This window comes from Labilibaculum manganireducens, assembly GCF_963665805.2.
GTDB lineage: Bacteria > Bacteroidota > Bacteroidia > Bacteroidales > Marinifilaceae > Labilibaculum > Labilibaculum manganireducens.
The window spans coordinates 883,444-905,693 of the sequence record NZ_CAXXEE010000003.1 but is presented as its reverse complement, the minus strand read 5'-3'; the positions used below and the strand labels follow the sequence as shown (position 1 = coordinate 905,693).

Below are 22,250 nucleotides of genomic sequence, written 5' to 3'. Positions count from 1 at the left end.
TTTCTATAACTGAAAGAACATGGGAAAAGAATTTCAAATCAATCAAGAACAATTATCTCAGCTAAATCAGCTGATTCAAAATTTATCTGCCGAGCAATTGGTTTGGGTAAATGGATACCTATCGGGGATTATTAATGGAAAAGAGAATGCAATTGATGTTTCGGTAATTTCCAGTCAAGAATCTTCCGAAAGTATCACTATTTTATTTGGTACTCATACCGGACACAGCAAGGAAATAGCTATGGATCTTCACGATAGAGTTTTAGCACTGGGCTTCGATGCGAAGATACAAGGCCTTGACTTTTACACGAAAAATGATTTGAAAAAGGAAAAATACCTTTTCCTGATCGTAAGTACGCATGGTGAAGGTGAAGCTCCTATTCAGGCTGAAGATTTGTACGAATATGTGCATGGCAAAAGGGCACCAAAACTACCCGATACCAAATATGCGGTACTTGCTTTGGGTGACAAAACCTACAAGAAGTATTGTCAGACAGGAATTGATTTCGATCTAGCTTTCACAAAATTAGGTGCGCAGGCAATTTTGCCGGTCCAAACCAGTGATGTTGCTTACGAAGAAGTCGCAGAACAATGGATCGAAAAAGTGACTGGTGAATTGAAGAGCTTGGTGCCGGAAGTTATTGCTTCAACCCAATCTGCAAGCGCTTCTGTGCCTAAGAAGAAATTTAACCGCGCCAATCCATACTATGCCGAAGTTTTGGAAAAAGTGAGAATCACAACGACTGATTCTGAAAAAGAAATTTACCATGTTGAAATTTCATTGGAAAATTCGGGCATTGAATATACAGCGGGAGACAGTATTGGTATTTTGCCCAACAATCCTATTGATTTGGTGGACTTGATAATTGACAAATTGGAAGATGATCCGGAACGAATAGTTACAATTGATGAGAAAGAAATCAGTTTATTTCGGGCCTTACAAAACAAATTGGAAATAACTGTTTTGAACCGCGAAGTGCTTGAAAAGTACAAAGCCATAACTCAGAATAAGGATCTTGAACTGCTATTGAATAATGAGGATGAGTTGGAAAACTATCTTCACGGAGCTGATGCATATGACTTATTGGAAGATTACCCGGGAGAAATTACCAGTGACCAATTTTTATCTACTCTTCGGGTTTTATATGCACGCCTCTACTCTATCTCTTCAGGTCCGAGAGCGAATCCTGAGGAAGTTCACATTACCATTGCTTCGGTAAGATACAATCGTAAGAAACGCGACAGAAACGGTGCTTGTTCCAGTTACATCACCGACGAAGTTAATGTAGGCGATCATTTGCCCATTTACATTGATAAAAATGAGTCGTTCCGTTTGCCGGATGATGAAAACAAACCACTGATTATGGTTGGCGCAGGAACCGGTGTGGCTCCTTACCGAAGCTTTTTGCAGGAGCGGGAACAAAATAAGGCAAAAGGAAAAAGCTGGTTATTCTTTGGAAATCAACGGTTCAAAAAAGACTTTTTATATCAACTTGAGTGGCAGAAATTCCTTAAAAAAGGAATACTTCAAAAATTAGATGTTGCCTTTTCAAGAGATCAGGAAGAAAAAGCTTACGTGCAGCACCGACTGAAGGAAAATGGGAAAGAAGTATTTCAATGGCTCGAAAACGGTGCTCATTTTTACATCTGTGGAGACAAAAAATACATGGCCAAAGATGTTCAGACAAGCTTACTGGAAATCATTCAGAACGAAGGTGGAATAACTTCTGAAAAAGCTGAAGAATATCTAAAAAAGCTGAAAAAAGAAAAGCGATTGTTGCTTGATGTTTACTAAACAGAGACCTGACAGAGTTTGAAAAACCTGTCTGCGTCTTAACCAACCAAACGCTGACAGCGTCGTACGACTCTGTCAGGTTTTAATTCAAAAAACCTATGTCAGATAATATCAACTGGGCAGAATTGTCCGAAGTCGAAAAAATAAAAACCGAAAGCAACTATTTGCGCGGAACACTGGAGGCAAGTCTTGCCGATCCAATTACAGGAGCCATTGCTCTTGATGACAGACAAGTCTCTAAATTTCATGGTATTTACCAGCAATTCGACCGTGATAATGAACGGGAAAGAAAGAAAACCAAACTGGAACCGGATTACTCCTTTTTAATTCGGGTGAGAGTTCCTGGCGGTGTTGTAAATGCAAAGCAATGGCTGCAAATCGATCAAATATCAGATAAATATGCCAACGGAACCATCAAATTAACTACCCGACAGGCATTTCAGTTTCATGGTGTTTTAAAAGGAAACCTAAAGCCAAGTATCCAATCCATAAACAAGGCATTACTCGATACCATTGCAGCCTGTGGTGATGTGAACCGAAATGTTATGGCCAGTCCTCATCCGTATGCATCGGAAGTTTTCGATCAGGTACAGAAATTAGCTGGCAAGGTGAGCGATCATTTAACGCCCAGAACTCCTGCCTATTACGAAATCTGGCTCGACCAAAAGAAAGTGGCAGAAGGAAGTGCCGGCGAAGTAGAACCTTTATACGGACCGGTTTATCTGCCACGAAAGTTCAAAATTGGATTTACCACTCCTCCTTTTAACGATACAGATATTTTCACTCAGGATTTGGGATTTATTGCCATAGAAAACAATGGTATTCTGGAAGGATTCAACATTGTTGTCGGCGGTGGAATGGGAACAACTTTTGGCGATGCGGAAACCTATCCCCGATTGGGAAATGTTTTAGGGTTTACCTCGGTAGAGAACACTGTGGATGTTGCTGAGAAAGTAGTGCTCTTGCAAAAGGAGCTGGGAAATAGAAAAGTGAGAAAGAATGCCCGTTTAAAATACACCATCGACAGAATTGGGGTTGATACATTTAAAGAACTACTGAATGAAAAGCTTGGTTATTCATTAGAGCCTGAAAAAAGCTATGCTTTAGTACGCAACGGCGATAAATTCGGATGGCAAAAAGCCAAAGATGGCCTTTGGTATTTAGGTCTTTTTATTGAAGGCGGAAGAGTGAAGGATGTTGATCATATCAAAATAAAATCGGCATTGCAGGAAATTGCAAAGCTAAACATTTCTGATTTTCGCCTCACAGGAAATCAAAACCTGATTCTAGGCAAGATTGAGGAAGAAAATAAGGCTAAAATCAATCAGATTTTGAAAAAACACCAGCTTTTGCCTCAGGCAATTTCCGGGACAAGAGCCAATTCCATTGCTTGTGTAGCCTTAAACACCTGTAGTCTGGCTTTTGCTGAAGCAGAAAGATATCTTCCTTTCTTAATCGATAAAATTGATGACAGCCTTCAGGAATTTGGCTTAACCAAGGATGAAATTGTGATTCGAATGACAGGTTGTGCCAATGGTTGTGGAAGACCTTACGTAGCCGAAATAGGCTTTATCGGAAAAGCTCCTGGAAGGTACAATTTCTATTTGGGTGGCAATTTTAAGGGAACACGCCTGAATAACTTGTATCGCGAAAATGTGGACGAGGTAGAAATACTGAATGAGCTTCGTCCGATTCTTAAAGATTATTCCGAAAACAGAACAAAAGGTGAAGAATTTGGTGATTTTGTGATCCGCAAACAATATGTTGCCGAAATTGTGAATCCAAGAGATTTTAAGCATTAAACATAGGAAAGTCGATAGGTCTTGAAAGGTCGAAAGACTAGAAACCCCTAAATCCCATGAAGGGGACTTTTAGTCATTACATAAATTTAAGGAAGTTCCATTTAATTCTTGAAACTAAGAGAAGGATCAAAATTAGTAAACGAAACCAAGAGCTGTAAATCAAAGTCCCCTTTAGGGGATTTAGGGGTGAGAAAAATAAAATTACATTACAACAAATTGTCTCATTATTTCTTAGTGATACTTTGTACTGTACTTCGGGCTCTTTGTGGTTAAAAATGTATTTGAATATGAAACGTCCATGCCAAAACATTTTTTGACACACAGGGAGATGATTATTCCCGGCATGGTAAGTTCTCCCGAAACAAGTTCGGGACAGGCTATATGACAAAAACTTAAAATTATAAACATATGAAAAATGGAAAAATATGGATTGTTGGTGCCGGACCTGGTGCTGCCGATCTGCTCACAATAAAAGCTTTACGTAGCATTCAGAATGCAGATGTTATTTTATACGATGCGTTAATTACCGATGAAGTGCGGGCTCTGTTTCCCAATAAAGCGATTCTTATTGATGTAGGGAAGCGATCAGGCGATGGTAAAAATCCGGTAAGCAGACAAGAATATATTCATGATCAGATGCTGATGTATTACTTGCTGGGCAGTGAGGTAGTGAGATTGAAATCGGGCGACCCAATGGTTTATGGCAGAGGAGTTGAGGAAATTCGTTTCCTGCTGGAAGCGGGTTTAGAGTTTGAACTGATTCCCGGAATCAGCGCTGCTATGGCCGCCTCCAGTGAATTTTGGATTCCCCTTACTGAAAGAGGGAAATCATCGGGCATCCATTTTCATTCTGCCGTAAAAGTTGGTGGTGAAAAAAGTGCTTTAAACGAAATTATAAGGGAAATTGAAAATAACGATACCGTTGTTATTTACATGGGCTTGGAACATTTAAAAGACATGGCTGATGAGCTTCATAAAAAATTATCGAAGGAAACCAATATCAATGTAGTATCGAAGGTTAGCTATACAGACAGTGATGTGATAAGCGGGAACACAAAGTTTTTCAGCCAAATAAAAAACAGCGAATTGCCGGCTTCACCAGCAGTAATTGTATTGGGAAATCACACTCAAATTCCTGAAAACCGAAAAGTCAGTTTAAGAGGCAAAGTGGCCGTTTCGAGTAGAATTAGAAACTTTATCAGACAACCATTTTTAAACCTGTTTTAAAAATTCAGATGAATATACAGAGCAGAACAAATAGATTCTGTGCAACACTCCATTCAATTTACTCGTCTTTTCTTCAAAATATAAAAAGCAGACTTTCTTATGAATTTCTGCTTTTTTTATTTAGGCTGTAACTTAATTCGAGTTCACGGCGTCCTATATACTGATTAACATTTTCACTTAAAACACAATACCTATGAAAAAATTTATCCAAAAGGCCTCCTTTCTAATTGTAGGTCTTACTTTCCTGTTTACAGGAAATACAAATGCTCAATTTTGGGGCGAAAAAGGGAACGGCAATGTTCAGACTCAAGATCGTGAAATTGGATCATTCTCTGCAATTTCGGCAAGTAGTGGATTGAACGTATATGTGATTCAGGGCGACAAAGAATCTTTACGTGTTGAAGCTGACGAAAACCTTATGGAATACATTATTACCCGTGTAAAAGGAAACGAACTGATTCTTAAAGTAGATGGTAATATCCGCAGGGCGACTAAAATGGATATTTACCTTACTCTGGTAAATGTTACCGAAATACACGTTTCAAGCGGTGCCGATTTCGAAACCAGAAACATGATAAACGCAGAAAAATTAGATATTTCGGTAAGCAGTGGTGCCGATGCCAAAATGGAATTAAATGCTAAAGAATTAAGCTGCAGTGTTAGCTCTGGTGCCGATGCTACACTAAGAGGAAAAGCTGATTTCTTTGCTGGTAAAGCAAGCAGTGGCAGCGACCTTAAGGCGAAAGAATTAATCGCAAAAGTTTGTAAGGCAAAAGCATCAAGTGGTGGTGATGTAAGCGTTTATGCAGAAGAAGAAATTGAGGCCAGTGCAAGTTCCGGTGGTGATGTTAACTACTATGGAAATCCTGCAAAAATAAACGTAAGTGACTCAAGCGGTGGAGATGTTAATCGTCGTTAGAGCAACAAAGAGGCATTTTCTATTCGGGAATGCCTCTTTCAATTCTCACCCCTTTTTTCTCTGTGATACTTTGTGTACTCTGTAGTCAAAATTTATTTTTATTTTTTTCTACAACAGAGTACACTAAGGAACACTGAGGGATTGTGCAATTTTAATTTAAACTTATCAGAGAGGAAACACCAGATTGAGATAGGAAATCGTTTTTTTTCTCTGTGATACTCCGTGTACTCTGCGGTCGAAATTTCTTCCTGTTTTTTTTCCAAACTACCATCTTTTCTACCACAGAGAGCACTGAGGGACACAGAGGTTTATGAATTATTTCTTCTTTTTCTTCTCCTCTACCTGTTTCAGATAGTCACCCAAACCTTCGAACGGCATATAAGTTTTGGGAACTCCCAATTTTGCAGAAGGATCGTTTGCTGCTAAATCGACTTTACCCAAACACTTTGGACAGCTTACTGTTTTATGATTGGTAATCTCCAATATATTAACAATAATTTCGCCCTTGCAATGCGGGCAATCAACAATTACTTCCTGATCGTTAAATTCCATAATTTCTCTTTTTTCTGATTTTATAAAAGTGATAGAAAAAAATTTACTGCTCGCAATCTTTCATTGATAATTGAATTCTTTTTCGGGCAACATCAACCTCGGTTACTTTCACGTTTACGTGCTGATGCAATTGAACCACATCAGCCGGATTTGACACAAACCGGTTTGCCAGCTGCGAGATATGAACCAAACCATCCTGTTTCACGCCCACATCAACAAAAGCGCCAAAATTGGTGATATTGGTTACAATTCCCGGCAACTCCATGCCCACTTCCAACTGCTCTACCTTATAAATTCCTTCTTTAAACTGGAACACCTTAATAATGGTTCGCGGATCGCGACCCGGCTTTTCCAATTCCTCCCTAATATCTTTCAGGGTAGGCAATCCGACCTCGTCGCTAGCATATTTATTCAAGTCGATTTGCTTTCGCAATTCCTGATCGGCAATTAAATCGGCCACCGAACACTTTAAATCCTTCGCCATTTGTTTTACAATGCCATACGATTCGGGATGCACGGCAGAGTTATCCAATGGATTATCCGAATTGGGAATCCGAAGGAAACCTGCACATTGCTCGAATGCTTTTGCACCCATTCGTTTCACTTTGGATATCTCTTTGCGGGTATTGAAAGCTCCGTTTTCGGCACGGTAATCAACAATATTTTGAGCCAATTGCGGACCTAAACCCGACACGTAGTTGAGCAAATGCTTACTGGCCGTGTTCAAATTAACACCCACCTTGTTTACACAGGATTCTACCACCTGATCGAGGCTTTGCTGCAATAAATTCTGATCTACATCGTGCTGGTACTGGCCAACACCGATCGATTTGGCTTCAATTTTCACCAACTCGGCCAAAGGATCCATTAACCGGCGGCCAATGGAAACTGCACCACGCACGGTAACATCATATTCGGGAAACTCTTCGCGGGCTACTTTCGATGCCGAGTAAATAGAAGCTCCGGCCTCGCTCACTACAAAAACCTGCACTTTTCGATCGTAATGAAGATTGGTTACAAAACGTTCTGTTTCCCTGCTGGCAGTTCCGTTACCAATAGCAATGGCCTGAATATTATAAGTCTCGACCATGTTGGTCAGCTTTTTAGCCGCCATACTTCCCTGATTTTGCGGCGGATGCGGATAAATAGTTTCGTTGTGCAGCAAATTTCCCTGCGCATCCAAACAAACCACTTTACATCCACTTCGGTAACCCGGATCTAAAGCCAAAACACGTTTTTGTCCCAGTGGAGATGATAGAAGCAACTGTCTTAGATTCTCTGAAAACACCCGAATGGCTTCTTTATCGGCAGCTTCTTTCGAAGCATTTGCAAATTCTGTTTCCAATGATGATCCCAACAATCTTTTGTAGGCATCTTTTACTGCAAGTTCTACCTGCTGGGAAGCTGCAGTATTTCCTTTCACAAAAAGCCGGTTCAACCGATCCATTACTTCCTCCTCATCGGGAGCAATACTCACACGCAAAACGCCTTCAGCCTCGCCTCTTCGCAAAGCCAGTATTCTATGCGAGGCTACTCTTTTTAAAGGCTCTTCCGACTCAAAATAATCTTTAAATTTCTCGCCTTCTTTCTCTTTTCCTTTTACTACTTTAGAACGAATTACCGCCTGACGCTGAAATATACTTCGCACCGAATTTCTGGCCACTTCATTTTCGTTTACCCACTCGGCAATAATATCCCGTGCCCCCTGCAAAGCTTCATCGGTATTTGGCACTTCATCCGTCAAAAACTGCGATGCTCTGCTTTCCACATCACGTTCTTCCTGCTTCATTAAGATTTTTGCCAAGGGTTCCAGTCCCTTTTCCCTGGCCTTTACCGCCTTGGTTTTCCTCTTTTGCTTGTAGGGCAGGTACAAATCTTCCAACTTATTTAGCTCACCACAATCCATAATGCGCTGCTTCAACTCATCGGTGAGCTTATCCTGTTTCTCAATGGAATCAAGAATGCTTTCGCGACGTTTATCCAGCTCCGTTAAACGGGCAATTTCGTCTTTTATATTGCCAATCTGCACTTCATCCAAACTACCCGTCATCTCTTTTCTATAACGGGAAATAAATGGCAAAGTGGCACCTTCGCTCAATAGCTGCAAGGTATTTTCAACCTGAAAAGCCTGCAACTGCAAGCTTTTCTTTATATGATCTATGTATTTTTGCGTCATGTTATTTTTGATAATAAGACTGTATTTTTAGCTGTTATTTTTCATGTACCGTTCACATTCATGCCGCGAACGCTCTACACAATCTTCTAACGAAAGTCCGTTAAAATAATTGCCGGTCAAATAAACTCCTGCCTGTTCTGCCAATTTCTGAATCTCCTGAATTCTTTCTTTATGTCCCAAATCCAAAACCGGCAACCTGTGATTTGCCACAATTGTCTCACCCAAATCTGATGCATCCACCCCCAGTATTTTAGCCATTAAAGCTTCCTGCTCTTCTTTCACAATACTATTCTCCTCGAAATGGAAAGCAAACCCTCTTGATTCTTTGTGCTCCATTACATCTCTTGTCACCATCGAAAGACAAGACCCTTGCAAGGGAATAATAAAAGAAACCGGATCGAAAGACAATTTTTCCTTTGGCAGGACAACGGTTCTCGATAAAATATTTTTGGTAGTATATTCTTTCAGCTTAGCAGCCAAATCGGAATTAATCTCAGCAAGTAAACCTCCGGCAACCGATGGAGTTACAGCAAAAGCAATGTCTTTTGCGTTGAACTCTTCTCCTGATTCTGTTGTAACACTTACTTCATTCTTTTTTTGAACCGAAACCACTTTTTGCCCTGTAAGCAAAGTAATATTTTCTGTTTCGGCCAAAGCATTCATAAAACTCTGCATTCCCTTTTTCAGGATAAAGCTTTTAGGATGCTCTTTACTTTTTGTTTTCCTTCGTTTCAGGAAAAATTCTGCAGAAAAGTCATCAGCATTCTGAACAATTACTGCACTAAACATGCGGTTAAAAACCTTGTCGTAATTCTTTTTACCAACAATATTCCCAAAATATTCCTTCACCGTTTTGCCATCTCGTTTCGAAAAAAACAATTTTGGCACTGATGTTAACAATTCCCATTTACTTACCCCCGACATGATTTTCTCGTGCCGGTCGGTAAAAACCTTCATTCCCACCTTGGCTCTAGGCTCAATACTTGATTCCAAACCTGAAGACTGAATCAACGCAATCAGGTTTGTATAGGAAGCATAAAAAGTATGTGCTCCCATTTCCACCCAAAAATCATTTTCATCGTGGTAGTAAGTATTTAAACAACCGCCAATTCTATTATCACCTTCTAATACAAGAACTTGTTTTCCTTTTTTGGCAACTTGACAGGCGAGGCTTAATCCGCTGATACCGGCGCCTACAACAATCATGTCATATACTTTAGAATGGTTCATGATTTGGGTTCGTTTACGTTTATTTCTTTTTGAAATTCTTTTTCTTGAAAAATTTCTTCTTCCCGCCTCCACTATATGACTTTGGATTGTACTCAGGAGCTTCTCCTAATTCTTCGGGCACAGGAATTTTATAAACTGAGGATTCAATCAAATCTTCAATCTTTTTAAAATCGTTTTGATCTTTGGGCGTAATTAATGTAATTGCAACACCTTCGGTTTCAGCTCTCGCTGTCCGGCCAACTCTATGCACATAATCTTCCGCGTCATGAGGCACATCAAAATTAATCACCAAGTCGATTGAATCGATATCGATTCCCCGGGCAATTATATCTGTGGCCACCAAAATCTGATACTTTCTGTTTTTGAAATCACGAAGAACATCTTCCCGCTCCTTTTGCTCCAAATCAGATTGAATCCCTGCGGCTTTAAACTTATGCCTTATTAGATCTTTGGTAATTGCTTTTACATTCAACTTTGTAGCAGAAAAAATAATAATACTCTTAATATCCTTGTCTCTTAACAAATGATTTATCAAAGGTATTTTTTGCTCAGGATAAAGCATGTATGCCGCTTGCAAAACTCCTTCGGCCGGTTTCGAAATGGCAATATTGATGCTCTCAGGATTATTCATCATTGTATTCGCTAATTCGCGAATTTTTGGTGGCATGGTAGCCGAAAACATTAAATTCTGACGCTCTTTTGGCAAATGACCAATGATTTGCATTAAATCGTCAAAGAATCCCATATCGAGCATTCTATCCGCCTCATCTAAAATTAAATGCTTTAATTTAGATGTATTTACATAGCCCAGACTCAAATGCGAAATCATTCGGCCGGGAGTGGCAATTACAATGTCAGCGCCTTCCATTAATCCCTTTTTCTGCTGATCCCAAACTGAAGAGTCTCCACCTCCATAAACCGAAAGCGATGTAATCGATACGAAATAGCCAAAACCTTCCATTTGCTGATCGATTTGCATCGCCAGTTCACGCGTCGGCACTAAAATTAAAGTGCTAAAACCATCAATTTTATTCTTTTGTATTTTATCCATTATTGGCAGCAAATAGGCTGCTGTTTTTCCGGTACCTGTCTGTGCACAACAAATTAAATCCTTATTATCGATAATTTGCGGTATAGCAAGTTCCTGAACAGGAGAAGGAGTTTCGAACCCCATGGCTGCAAGCCCGTCCATTAATTCAGGTGTAAAGTTAAATTCAGAAAACTTCAATTTTTTTTCGATTTACTTATTGATTACTGGGTTTTCAAATTTGAAAACCAACTAAATATCAAGCGACAGGGAAGATACAAAAAACTGATAATTCTGTTACCAATTCCTCTGTGAAAATATTTATACTACTCTACATATAAAACCAGTCCTTTTAGGTATTCTCCCTCTGGATGGTATATATTTACAGGATGATCTGCAGGTTGTGTTAACTGATGAAGAATCCGTACTGTTCTTCCGGCACTCGCAGCCGCAGCAAAAATGGCTTTTCGAAAATCCTCCTTACTTACCGCCTGCGAACAGGAAAAAGTAAATAGGATTCCACCACTCCTTATTTGTTCGAAACCTATTGTATTTAAGCGTTTATATCCTTTTAAAGCATTCGAGAGCACATTTTTGTGTTTGGCAAAAGCGGGTGGATCCAATACAATCAAATCATATTTTCCTGCTGATCGATCCAAATATTTGAATGCATCCTCCGAAAATGCCTCATGACGGGAATCTCCCGGGAAATTTAATTCCACATTTTCTTTTGTAATCTCAATAGCCCGTGCTGAACTGTCTACAGAATGCACCAAGTCTGCACCTCCACGCATTGCATAAAAGGAGAACCCTCCGGTATAGCAAAACATATTCAGCACCGATCGTCCCTTCGAGTATTGCTCCAAAAGGCTTCTGTTCTCGCGCTGATCGATAAAGAATCCTGTTTTTTGTCCTTTTAACCAATCAACATTGAATTTTAATCCATTCTCTAAAGCAACAAACGAATCTGTATTTCCATACAAATATTCATTTTTTGGTTCAATACCTGATTTAAAAGGAATTGTTCCTTCCGACTTATCGTAAACAGCTTTTAAATCATCACCCAAAACGGCTAATAATGCTTTCGCAATTTCTTCGCGATGCAAATACATCCCAACCGAATGACATTGAATCACAGCAGTTCCTGCATAAAAATCGATGATTAATCCAGATAATCCATCTCCCTCACCATGCACCAAACGACAAACATTATTATCTGCAGTTCCATACAAACCAATTGCTTTTCTCATTTTGCAGGCCGATTCGAATTTTCCCACCCAAAAATCAAGATTGATCTCTACCTTTTCGAAGGAAATAATTCTTACCACAATCGATCCAATGGCTATATGCCCGATCCCTAAAAACTCTTCTTTTGCCGAATAAACAGCAACCAAATCTCCTTCTTCAAGCCCTTCGTCCACTCTGCTTACCGCTCCCGAAAAAATCCAGGGATGAAATCGTTTAATAGAATGTTCTTTCCCTTGCTTAAGGATAACTTTTGGATAATTTATCATTTTGGAAATTTCTTTTCTTTTTGAACAGAGAGGAATCTAATCGGAAAAATAATTTTCCCCGCCGATTCTCTCTTTAAAAATAATAATTCAAACTTTTATAATTCAGGACAGATACTAAAGAAGAATTCTCTTAATTAAAGCTTTGTTTACTATGCTATTGAAGCCTTTAATTTTTCGAATATTTTAAGGGATACCCAAGCATCGGTAGCTGCATATTTTAATTGTCCGAAACTTAGCTCTTCAGCTTCCCAGTTGGAAACCTGCTGGCGCTTCGAGATTCTGAAATTAAGAACAATAGCTGACAGCTTTTTCAGAGAATAACTTTCAATCCCAAATTTTGAGACATATTCCTGCAACTCAAGAAAACCGTTGGCATCAAAATCATTCAATTTTTGCAATCCCCGAATATCATCTTTTATAGCGGCCCCAACTTTCATGATTTTTGGATCAGCAAGAAGATCAAGCAATTGCTCAGGCAATCCTATTTTATTTATCCTGAAAAGGAAAGTCTTGGAATTAGCAGCCAACTGCAGCAAAGCTACATCATTGACTCTTCCTTTTTTAAATGACGGTCGCGTTTCTGTATCGAATCCCAAAATTGGAAATTTTTTCAAATACTGAACAGCATTATCCAATTCCATGTCTTGATCGACCAGAACAATTTCACCATCAAAGCCCTGCAATGGCAATTCGTTTACTTCTTCCTTTGTAATTGATTTTTGAAATGGTAACATCTATTACTCTTTTTCTAAGGAAAACATGAATTTATTTTCCCATCTATTGATCCTCTTCTCCCCATTCTCTTTTCCTCTGCGAAAAGATTGAGTTACTTAAGTCGATATTATCTAATTTGGAGCGATCAGAATCTTCAATCTCCTCATCAAGATTTTCGTTTTTTGCCACCAAATTATGAATTGACCGCAATGAATTTACTAAATTCTGTCCCCAATGTTGATAGAAACTATTATTTAGATCCCACAATGCCTCATTCATCACATCCATTGTGCCAATTCTGTAGGAGGTAAGAAAATCTTTTACATCCTGATAAATATCGGCAAAATTTTCTGATATAGAAGCAACAACTGGTGTTTCACTATATTCCATATCTTCTTCGAACACTTCAAGATACTGATCGTGAGCTCCCATTTTTGACTGAACCGAAGAATGAATAAATTCCCAATCGGACTCAGAAACAAATTTTTCAATCTCTTCCTCTAAGTCTGTTTCATTTTTAGGCAGCAAACATGCCTTTAGGTAAAGCAAAGGCAATAACTTCTGAGCTGTTTCAATAAATTCAATCTTTGATATCTTAGCACAGTTTTCCAACAGCAAACAAAACTCATTGGCAACTGCTACAAACTCGATAACATTTTTTGAATAAACAATATGGTCAAACTGATCTTTCATCTTCTATCTAATACTATAAGCATGCAAAAATAACAAGATTTTACGAATATTTGGCAGAATAGTAATATACTACTGCTTATAAAAGAATAAAAACAAGAGTTAAAAGGAGATATAACGAACACAATTGCCATCTAAAGACTCAAGCTCATCATTGTCTTTCAAAAAACGAATCACCTCCAAAACAGATTCTTCTGAGTATTTCGACACTTTAATAATCTCATCAACACATAAAGTTTCCTTGCCCAATGTGGCGCAAATTTCATTATAAATCTTAGCAAACTCGTCCTTGCTTAAGTCATGTCCTTCCGCCTCTTTGCAAATATCACACTGCCCGCATTCAGGAGCATATTTTTGTCCGAAATACTCCAACAAATATTTCGACCGACAAATGGTTGTTGTTTCAGCGTAATTAATTACTGCATTAATTTTCTGAGATAAATTTTCCTTTCGATCCTGATAAACTTCTTTCGTAAACTTTATAAAATTGAGCGGTAATCGTTCCTGTGTATAAATAATAAACGGTGTCTTTTTTCTTGGAATGTATTGAATCACCTTATATTTCGATAATTCTTTTAAATAAGAAATAATCAACTCCTTGGAAGTTTTTATCCGTTTTGCCAGTAAATCAATATTAACAGGAACAAAATCGGTAAATAAACCGGTAAAAGACCGAAGAAGAACTTTTATAAACGCATCAAAATCTTTATTGGCCACCTGAAATTTATACAAATCATCTCTTTCAATTCGAAAATGTATTCTCGATTCGTGTTCCAAATCATCTGTAAGCTCTAAATATCCAGCTCTTTGCAAAACCTTTAAACTATTAAAAGCCTGAAGCACATTAAATTTAAAATTATGGCAAAACAAAGCTAAATCGAAATCGAAAACAGCATCCTTTCCAGCCCCCTCGGCAACCTGCAAAAAGTTCCCCACCGATTGATACACTCTTTTAATCGTCTCTTTTTCAGGAAAAGAAGTAGAAATCCGTTTCAACAATTGCACTCTGTCCGGCTTCGAATACAGCAATACAGCAAAGGCTTTTTTCCCATCGCGACCGGCACGACCCGCCTCCTGAAAATAAGCTTCGAGAGAATCCGGCAAATCCATATGAACTACGGTTCGTACATCGGCTTTATCAATACCCATTCCGAAAGCATTGGTCGCAACCATAACCTGAAAAATGCCTCTTTTCCATCTGTCCTGACGGAGATCCTTCACCTCATTTGATAAGCCGGCGTGATAATATTCCGCCCTAATATTGTTTGTTTTTAAAAACTCAGCTAATTCCTTACACCTTTTTCTGCTTCGAACATATACAACCGAACTCCCCCTCTGCTTGCTGAATATTTTAAGCAGATATCTCTTTTTATCCTCAACCTCCCTAACCAGGTAAATTAAATTCTTACGTTCAAAACTCTTTCGAAAAACGTTCTTCTCCTTAAATCCCAGTTTATCCTGAATATCATTAACTACATCAGGGGTTGCCGTGGCTGTTAAAGCCAAAACCGACACTTCGGGAAGCAACTCCCGCAAATGTGTGATTTTTAAGTAAGCAGGCCGAAAATCATAACCCCATTGCGATATACAATGCGATTCATCAACTGCAATCAGACAAACATTCATCTGTCTTAATTTTATTTGAAATAAATCTGAGCCTATCCGCTCGGGCGAGATATACAGAAACTTAATATTTCCGAATAAACATTTATCCAGAATAATTTCAATTTCTTTATGTGTCAATCCTGAATACAGAAGTTCAGCCTTAATGCCTTTGTCTTTTAGGTTTTGCACCTGATCCTTCATTAGAGCTACCAGAGGAGAAACAACAAGACATATCCCTTCCATTGCCAATGCCGGAATCTGAAAAGTTAATGACTTCCCTCCTCCTGTTGGCATTAAACCAAGCGTATCCTTCCCATCTGCAACAGATTTAATAATCTCATCCTGCAAAGGTCGGAAACCTACATAACCCCAATATTTTTTTAGAATCCCGTTAAAACGATCCATTGAACTGAATTACAAGTAATTTGATTAAAAAAACATGATTTTGAAAGATAAATAACAAATTAAAAATAGTAACTTTTGAAATGAATCAACTAATTAACACTTTTTAGAATTCAGAACAATCTCTGTTCCACTATTTTTTTGTAATTTCGCATGCAATTTAAATCTAAAATTATTGCATAATGTCATTTGTTTCTGATAAAATTATTTCTGACGGCCTGACTTTTGATGATGTACTTTTAGTTCCTGCATACTCGGAAGTATTACCTAGAGATGTAAATCTAAAAACCCGTTTCACCCGTAACATTACTCTGAACACTCCAATTGTATCAGCGGCAATGGATACTGTAACCGAATCGGCTTTAGCCATCTCTATTGCCCGTGAAGGTGGAATTGGCGTTATCCACAAAAATATGAGTATTAAATCTCAGGCCAAACAGGTTATGACTGTGAAGAGAGCAGAAAATGGGATGATTTATGATCCTATTACTATTGCTTCCTACAAAACAGTTAAAGATGCATTGGCATTAATGAAAGAATTTAAAATTGGCGGCATTCCTGTTGTTGAATCAGACAAATCATTAAAAGGTATTGTAACCAATCGTGATCTTCGTTTCGAGTTGGATATGGATCGACCTATTTCTGAAATAATGACCAAAGAAAATCTGGTGACGACTTCGGTTTCAACCGACCTCGAAAAAGCAGCAGCAATTCTTCAGGCCTATAAAATTGAGAAATTACCAGTAATTGATTCCGACAATAAATTAATCGGTCTGGTTACTTATAAAGATATCACCAAGGCAAAAGACAAACCTTTGGCATGTAAAGATGAAAAAGGGAGACTAAGAGTGGCCGCTGCTGTAGGTGTTTCCGGCGATACTCTCGACAGAATTGAAGCATTGGTGCATGCAAATGCCGATGCAATTATTATCGATACAGCTCACGGACACACAAAAGGTGTAGCCGATCTGCTTAAAATTGCAAAGAAAAGATTTCCCGACATGCAGTTTGTTGTTGGAAACATTGCAACTCCTGAAGCCGCTTTATTTTTAGTTGAAGCAGGTGCTGATGCTGTAAAAGTTGGGATTGGCCCTGGTTCTATTTGTACTACACGCGTAATTGCAGGTGTTGGTGTGCCTCAGCTTACCGCGATTTATGAAATTGCCAAAGCCCTTGAAGGAACAGGTGTTCCTGTAATTGCAGATGGTGGTTTACGTTACTCCGGTGATATTGTAAAAGCAATTGCTGCCGGTGCAGATTCAATTATGGCAGGTTCTTTATTTGCAGGTGTTGAAGAATCACCGGGAGAAACGATCATTTACAATGGTCGTAAATTTAAATCGTACCGGGGTATGGGATCCATTGAAGCCATGCAGCAAGGATCAAAAGACCGTTACTTTCAGGATGCTGAAGATGATATCAAAAAATTAGTTCCTGAAGGAATTGTAGCCCGTGTGCCTTACAAAGGAACCCTTTATGAAGTTATCTATCAATTGGTAGGCGGACTAAGGGCCGGAATGGGTTATTGTGGTGCTCCTAATATCGAAGCACTTCACAATGCTAAATTCGTAAAAATAACAGCTTCGGGAATGGCAGAAAGTCATCCTCATGATGTTGCAATTACCCGCGAAGCTCCAAATTACAGCAGATAGTCATATCTGATATTTTATGATAATCTGCCGCGTGCAGGTTATCATTTTTTTTTGCGGTTCAATGATCACATTAAATCTGCTAAATGAAGAGAGTATTCTTTTATCTATCAATAATGCTGTGTTGCCAAATGGCAAGCTTTGGACAATCACATCCAGCAGATACTCTTTTTACAATAAACAACACCCCTTTCTCTTCTCAGGAGTTTAAAGACCTATATCAGGCAAACCATCAGTTGTCTATAGAAGAAGCTCTGAATCTTTACATCCTGTTTCAAGTTAAATTAACCGAGGCAAAAAAGTTAAGAATTGATACACTTCCCGAAGTAAAACACGAATTACAAATCAGCAGAGACATTGCCCTTAATTCGTTTCTTTACCCTACAGTTATAACCGAAGAAAAAATTCAGGAAGCTTTCAACCGGATCCAATATTTTCTTAAAGCGAGACATATTTTAGTAAAAATCAGCAAACGGGCTAACGATACACTTGCAGCTTATCAGAAAGCACAGGAGGTTTATCAGGATCTGCTGCAAGGAAAATCATTTGAAAAAACAGCACGAAAAAATTCGGATGATCAATCTGTAAAAGAAAACAATGGAGAATTAGGTTATTTTACCGCATTTGACATGGAATACCGGTTCGAATCTACTGCTTACAAATTGAAGGTCGGCGAATTTTCAAAACCTGTAAGAACGCAGTTTGGATACCATATAATTCAAATTCTGGAAAAAATACCAAATCCTGGGAAAGTAAAAATCAGACACATACTACTCGAGTATCAACCTGAAAATGAATCGGAAATAAAACAAAAAATTGATTCGCTTTATACAAGACTTATGGAAGGTGCTGATTTCGCACAATTAGCAAAAGAATATTCCGAAGATAAAAGATCAGCTCCATCAGGTGGAATTCTTCCTTGGTTCGGATTATTTGAAACACACCCGAAAATTGAAGAAACAGCATTTCAATTAAAAGAAATTGGAGAAATATCGAAACCCGTTAAAACCAATTTCGGATATCATATTTTACAATTAACCGATAAAAAAAACTACTCTTCATTAGACGATTGCAGAGAAGAAATTCAATACCTGATTGCATCAGATAGTCGTTCAAAACTAAGTACTGAAGAATTGATTGCTAAAATCAAAAAAGACTACCAATTTAAAGAAAACAGGGAGCTTCTTTCTAATTTTTATTCCATTTTAGATTATGCCTATGCTGATTTATGGGAGCCACTTTTCACAATAGCCGGGAAGGAATATACTCAGGAAGATTTTGCAAATTATCTGAGCCAGCAGGCATCTAAAGATATTTATGAAAATTTTATAGAATACATCAACCGAATTTACGATAATTTCTCAAACAATAGTATCTTAGCCTTTTACAAAAATCAGTTACTTGAGAGCAATACCGATCTCATAAATCTGATTCAAAATTATGAAAACAGAGTGTTGGTTTTGGGCATTACAAAACAAAAAGTTTGGTTGCCGGCAAAACAAAATAATAAAGGTTTGATGGAATTCTATCAAAACCAAATAAATAGGTACAACAACAATGTTGATTTTGAAAGTATAAAACAAGAGGTCGCTTCTGATTACAAAATGTATTTAAAAGAAGTTTGGGAAGATCAATTGCGAAACAATTACAAAATTGAAATCTCACAATCAACATTAAACAAAATTGTTCAACTACAAAATGACTAAACATTCCTTACTGCTACTACTTTTTGTAATTCTTTATTCATGCAATTCGAATAAAAGTGAAAACGATAAGCCAGTTGCAAAAGTAAACGACAACATTCTTTATTTAAGTACTGTTAAAGAGGTAATTCCAAATGGCATCAGCAAGGATGACAGCCTTCTTATTGCCCAAAACTACACTCACCAGTGGATTAAAAAACAACTCATCATATCAAAAGCAGAACTCAATCTGTCTGAGGAAGATAAAGATGTTAGTAAAATGGTTGAAGACTACAGATCGTCACTAATAATTCACAAATACCAACAACAATTAATAGAACAGAAAATTGACACCCTGATTAGTCAATTCGAAATCGAAAATTATTATAGAAGTTATTCAGCTAATTTCATTTTAAACCGAAACATTCTTAAAGCATTATATATAAAAATACCTATTCCAGTTCCTAATCTTTCAAAAATTCAAAAGCTTTACAAATCGGAAAAAGAAGACGATTGGGCTGAATTAGAGGACTACTGTTTTCAGAATGCAACAAAATTTGATAATTTTAGCGATCGTTGGATTTATGCTCAGGAACTTTTGAATAAACTTCCAGGTAATATAAATGATGAAGTTAAATTTCTGAAACACACAAAATACTATGAAACAAGTGATTCAACACATCATTACTTTGTGAAAATTCAGGAATTTGAACTAAAAGACAATCTTGCTCCTTTGCCTTTTGTTAAGGAAGACATTAAAAAAATATTATTAAACAAACGTAAAATTCAGTTTATTAAAAATTTGGAAGAAAACATTTACAGAGATGCTGAATCCAAAAACAAATTCAAAATTTATTAATCCATAAAATATGCATAACATTTTCAAGAAGTTCAATACTCTTTTAGCCTTGATTTTAATTGGCGTTTTTTCTGCCAATGCTCAAGATAATGTGGTAGATAAGGTAATTGCTGTTGTTGGGAATCAAGTGGTTCTAAAATCGGATGTAGAAAACAGATTTTTAAGCATGCAGGCTCAGGGATATACTTCCGGGAGTGTTGATTTAAAGACTGAAATATTTGAAGATCTTTTGATTCAACAACTGATGATTGCTCAGGCGCAAATTGATAGTATCGAGGTAACAGACCAGGAAGTTGAAGATCAGTTGGAGCGCAAGATGGAAATGTATATTCAACGCATTGGATCGAAAGAAAAACTGGAACAATATTTCAACAAAAGTATTGTTGATATGAAAAACGATCTTCGTGATGACACCCGCGACGAACGTATCAAAGAAAAAATGCAGGCTGAAATCACAAAAGACATACATATTACTCCTGCCGAAGTTCGGGAATTTTACAATTCTATTCCTCAGGATAGTTTGCCCACTATTCCAGGAGAACTTCAAATTCAGCAACTTGTAAAATACCCTCAGATTTCGGATAATGAAAAAGACAGAATCAGAACCAAGTTAAGAGGATATAGGGAAAGAGTGCTAAACGGCGATAGCTTTGCAACACTTGCAGTTCTTTATTCAGAAGATCCGGGAAGTGCACAAAAAGGTGGAGAACTTGGTTATACGCCCAGATCTTCATTAGTTCCGGAATTTGCAAATGTGGCTTTTAACTTAAAAACAGATAAAGTTTCGAAAATTGTTGAGACTGAATATGGATTTCATATTATTCAACTAATTGACAGAAAAGGAGAACGTATTAATGTTCGTCATATTCTTCTAAAACCTCAAATTGAAGAGGAAAAAAGAACCGCAGCTATCAATAAGCTGGATAGTATTGCCAATTTAATTCGTGAGGACAAAATGGATTTTGATGAGGCGGCCTTTTATTTTTCAGATGATAAAGACACCAGAAATAACGGGGGATTACTCGTAAATCCTTATACCGGAGCCTCTAAATTCGAAAGAGACAATTTACCTCCGGCTGTATCTAAAACTGTAAACGATCTTAAAATAAATGAAATATCTTCAGCTTTTCTGGATGTTACAGGCGGCAAGGAAGCTTATAAGGTGATTAAAATAAAATCGGAAACAAAAGCGCATAAAGCAAATCTATCTGACGATTGGAGCATATTTGAAAACATGCTGACCGGCCAGAAGCAACAAAAAATCCTGAACAAATGGATTTCTGAAAAACAAGAAAAGACCTATGTTCATGTTGATGACACCTATAAAAATGCTAAATTCCGATTCAAAGGCTGGATAAAGTAAATAAAATACCGATACAATTTTCAGACACAGCCTAAGCTGTGTCTGATTTATTAACGGCAATAATCAAGAAGGAATCCTATGAATTTTAAAACTGAAGTTGAAGCTGCAAATGCCCTGCAAGCAGATTACCAAAAATTAACTGCTGAAATCAGGAAAAAAATATATGGACAGGATGATATTATCAAAAAAGTATTAATCTCCATTTTCAGTAATGGGCACTGCTTACTTGTTGGTGTTCCCGGCCTAGCTAAAACACTTCTGGTAAATACAATAGCTCAGGTTCTTGATTTAAAATACCAGCGAATTCAGTTTACTCCCGACTTAATGCCTTCGGATATCATTGGAACTGAAATATTGAACAATGAAAGAAAATTCAACTTTATTCAAGGTCCGTTGTTTGCAAACATTCTTCTTGCTGATGAAATAAACCGGACTCCTCCAAAGACTCAGTCGGCACTTTTAGAAGCAATGCAGGAACAAATGGTTACTGTAAACGGTAAAACTTATCCAATTAAAAAACCATTTTTTGTCCTCGCTACACAGAATCCAATAGAACAGGAAGGAACCTATCCCCTTCCTGAAGCACAGTTGGATCGGTTCATGTTTAGCATATATCTGGACTATCCAAAAATTGAAGACGAGTTGGCAATTGTTGAGAACACAACTTCCGGCAAAGAAATTGCTCTTGATAAAATAATGTCGGCAGAACAAATACTATACTATCAGAAATTAATTCAGAAAGTCCCGATTAATAGAAACGTATTGGAATATGCTGTTAATTTAGCCGCTAAAACAAGACCAAACACAGAGCATTCTCACAGAATGGCCAACGAATACATTAATTGGGGAGCAGGCCCCAGAGCATCACAATATCTAGTGGTTGGCGCAAAAACCAACGCTTTGCTGTCTGGAAAATATTCACCGGATATTGAAGACGTGAAAGAGGTTGCAGTATCTATTCTTCGACATAGAATCATGAAGAATTACAAAGCTGAGGCTGAAGGAATCAGTATTGAAAATATCATACAAGAACTATTAAAGTAA

The 22,250-nt window shown here is 37.8% G+C and carries 17 protein-coding genes; 9 read left to right on the top strand and 8 right to left on the bottom strand.

Features of this window, described 5'->3' with window-relative positions; genetic code table 11:
* Positions 1 to 19: 19 nt before the first annotated feature.
* The 4 genes from ACHZAX_RS03600 to ACHZAX_RS03585 all read left to right on the top strand — a co-directional run bounded on the left by ACHZAX_RS03600 (position 20) and on the right by ACHZAX_RS03585 (position 5,743).
* Positions 20 to 1,795: an assimilatory sulfite reductase (NADPH) flavoprotein subunit gene (locus tag ACHZAX_RS03600; RefSeq protein ID WP_320018048.1), complete on the top strand. Its 1,776-nt coding sequence runs from the start codon at positions 20 to 22 to the stop codon at positions 1,793 to 1,795.
* A 98-nt stretch (positions 1,796 to 1,893) separates the two neighbouring features.
* Positions 1,894 to 3,597 (top strand): NADPH-dependent assimilatory sulfite reductase hemoprotein subunit, encoded by a 1,704-nt coding sequence (locus ACHZAX_RS03595; RefSeq protein ID WP_320018047.1) that lies wholly within the window; start codon positions 1,894 to 1,896, stop codon positions 3,595 to 3,597.
* A 408-nt stretch (positions 3,598 to 4,005) separates the two neighbouring features.
* Positions 4,006 to 4,824, top strand: coding sequence for a uroporphyrinogen-III C-methyltransferase (gene cobA, locus ACHZAX_RS03590; protein WP_320018046.1), 819 nt, complete (start codon positions 4,006 to 4,008; stop codon positions 4,822 to 4,824).
* Between the two features lie 193 nt (positions 4,825 to 5,017).
* Positions 5,018 to 5,743 carry a head GIN domain-containing protein gene (locus ACHZAX_RS03585; RefSeq protein WP_101310158.1) on the top strand — a complete coding sequence of 242 codons (726 nt, stop codon included), beginning with the start codon at positions 5,018 to 5,020 and terminating at the stop codon, positions 5,741 to 5,743.
* Between the two features lie 315 nt (positions 5,744 to 6,058).
* Here ACHZAX_RS03585 and ACHZAX_RS03580 read toward each other — a convergent pair whose 3' ends face one another.
* The 8 genes from ACHZAX_RS03580 to ACHZAX_RS03545 all read right to left on the bottom strand — a co-directional run bounded on the left by ACHZAX_RS03580 (position 6,059) and on the right by ACHZAX_RS03545 (position 15,656).
* A complete protein-coding gene (locus ACHZAX_RS03580; protein ID WP_320018045.1) occupies positions 6,059 to 6,295 on the bottom strand; it encodes a hypothetical protein in 237 nt (78 codons plus the stop codon).
* 43 nt (positions 6,296 to 6,338) lie between these two features.
* Positions 6,339 to 8,471, bottom strand: coding sequence for a Tex family protein (locus ACHZAX_RS03575; RefSeq protein WP_320018044.1), 2,133 nt, complete (start codon positions 8,469 to 8,471; stop codon positions 6,339 to 6,341).
* 27 nt (positions 8,472 to 8,498) lie between these two features.
* Positions 8,499 to 9,701 (bottom strand): protoporphyrinogen/coproporphyrinogen oxidase, encoded by a 1,203-nt coding sequence (locus ACHZAX_RS03570; protein ID WP_320018043.1) that lies wholly within the window; start codon positions 9,699 to 9,701, stop codon positions 8,499 to 8,501.
* Between the two features lie 19 nt (positions 9,702 to 9,720).
* The gene (locus ACHZAX_RS03565; RefSeq protein WP_320018042.1) at positions 9,721 to 10,929 is read right to left on the bottom strand and encodes a DEAD/DEAH box helicase; all 1,209 of its coding nucleotides are present in this window, start codon (positions 10,927 to 10,929) and stop codon (positions 9,721 to 9,723) included.
* A gap of 125 nt (positions 10,930 to 11,054) precedes the next feature.
* Positions 11,055 to 12,242 carry a class I SAM-dependent rRNA methyltransferase gene (locus ACHZAX_RS03560; protein ID WP_320018041.1) on the bottom strand — a complete coding sequence of 396 codons (1,188 nt, stop codon included), beginning with the start codon at positions 12,240 to 12,242 and terminating at the stop codon, positions 11,055 to 11,057.
* 149 nt (positions 12,243 to 12,391) lie between these two features.
* Positions 12,392 to 12,976: a 3'-5' exonuclease gene (locus tag ACHZAX_RS03555; RefSeq protein WP_101310150.1), complete on the bottom strand. Its 585-nt coding sequence runs from the start codon at positions 12,974 to 12,976 to the stop codon at positions 12,392 to 12,394.
* A gap of 43 nt (positions 12,977 to 13,019) precedes the next feature.
* A complete protein-coding gene (locus ACHZAX_RS03550; protein WP_101310149.1) occupies positions 13,020 to 13,649 on the bottom strand; it encodes a DUF5063 domain-containing protein in 630 nt (209 codons plus the stop codon).
* Positions 13,650 to 13,748: 99 nt separating this feature from the next.
* On the bottom strand, positions 13,749 to 15,656 hold the full coding sequence (locus ACHZAX_RS03545) for a RecQ family ATP-dependent DNA helicase (protein ID WP_320018040.1): 1,908 nt from the start codon (positions 15,654 to 15,656) through the stop codon (positions 13,749 to 13,751).
* 179 nt (positions 15,657 to 15,835) lie between these two features.
* Between ACHZAX_RS03545 and guaB the strand changes: the two genes are divergently transcribed.
* From guaB to ACHZAX_RS03520, 5 genes are all read left to right on the top strand, one after another.
* Positions 15,836 to 17,305 carry an IMP dehydrogenase gene (gene guaB, locus ACHZAX_RS03540; RefSeq protein ID WP_101310147.1) on the top strand — a complete coding sequence of 490 codons (1,470 nt, stop codon included), beginning with the start codon at positions 15,836 to 15,838 and terminating at the stop codon, positions 17,303 to 17,305.
* A gap of 83 nt (positions 17,306 to 17,388) precedes the next feature.
* Positions 17,389 to 19,008, top strand: coding sequence for a peptidylprolyl isomerase (locus ACHZAX_RS03535; RefSeq protein ID WP_320018039.1), 1,620 nt, complete (start codon positions 17,389 to 17,391; stop codon positions 19,006 to 19,008).
* Positions 19,001 to 19,843, top strand: coding sequence for a hypothetical protein (locus tag ACHZAX_RS03530; RefSeq protein ID WP_101310145.1), 843 nt, complete (start codon positions 19,001 to 19,003; stop codon positions 19,841 to 19,843). Before ACHZAX_RS03535 ends, ACHZAX_RS03530 begins: the two co-directional genes overlap by 8 nt.
* A gap of 10 nt (positions 19,844 to 19,853) precedes the next feature.
* Positions 19,854 to 21,206, top strand: a complete 1,353-nt coding sequence (locus tag ACHZAX_RS03525) for a peptidylprolyl isomerase (RefSeq protein WP_101310144.1) — start codon at positions 19,854 to 19,856, stop codon at positions 21,204 to 21,206.
* A 78-nt stretch (positions 21,207 to 21,284) separates the two neighbouring features.
* Positions 21,285 to 22,250, top strand: a complete 966-nt coding sequence (locus ACHZAX_RS03520; RefSeq protein ID WP_101310143.1) for an AAA family ATPase — start codon at positions 21,285 to 21,287, stop codon at positions 22,248 to 22,250.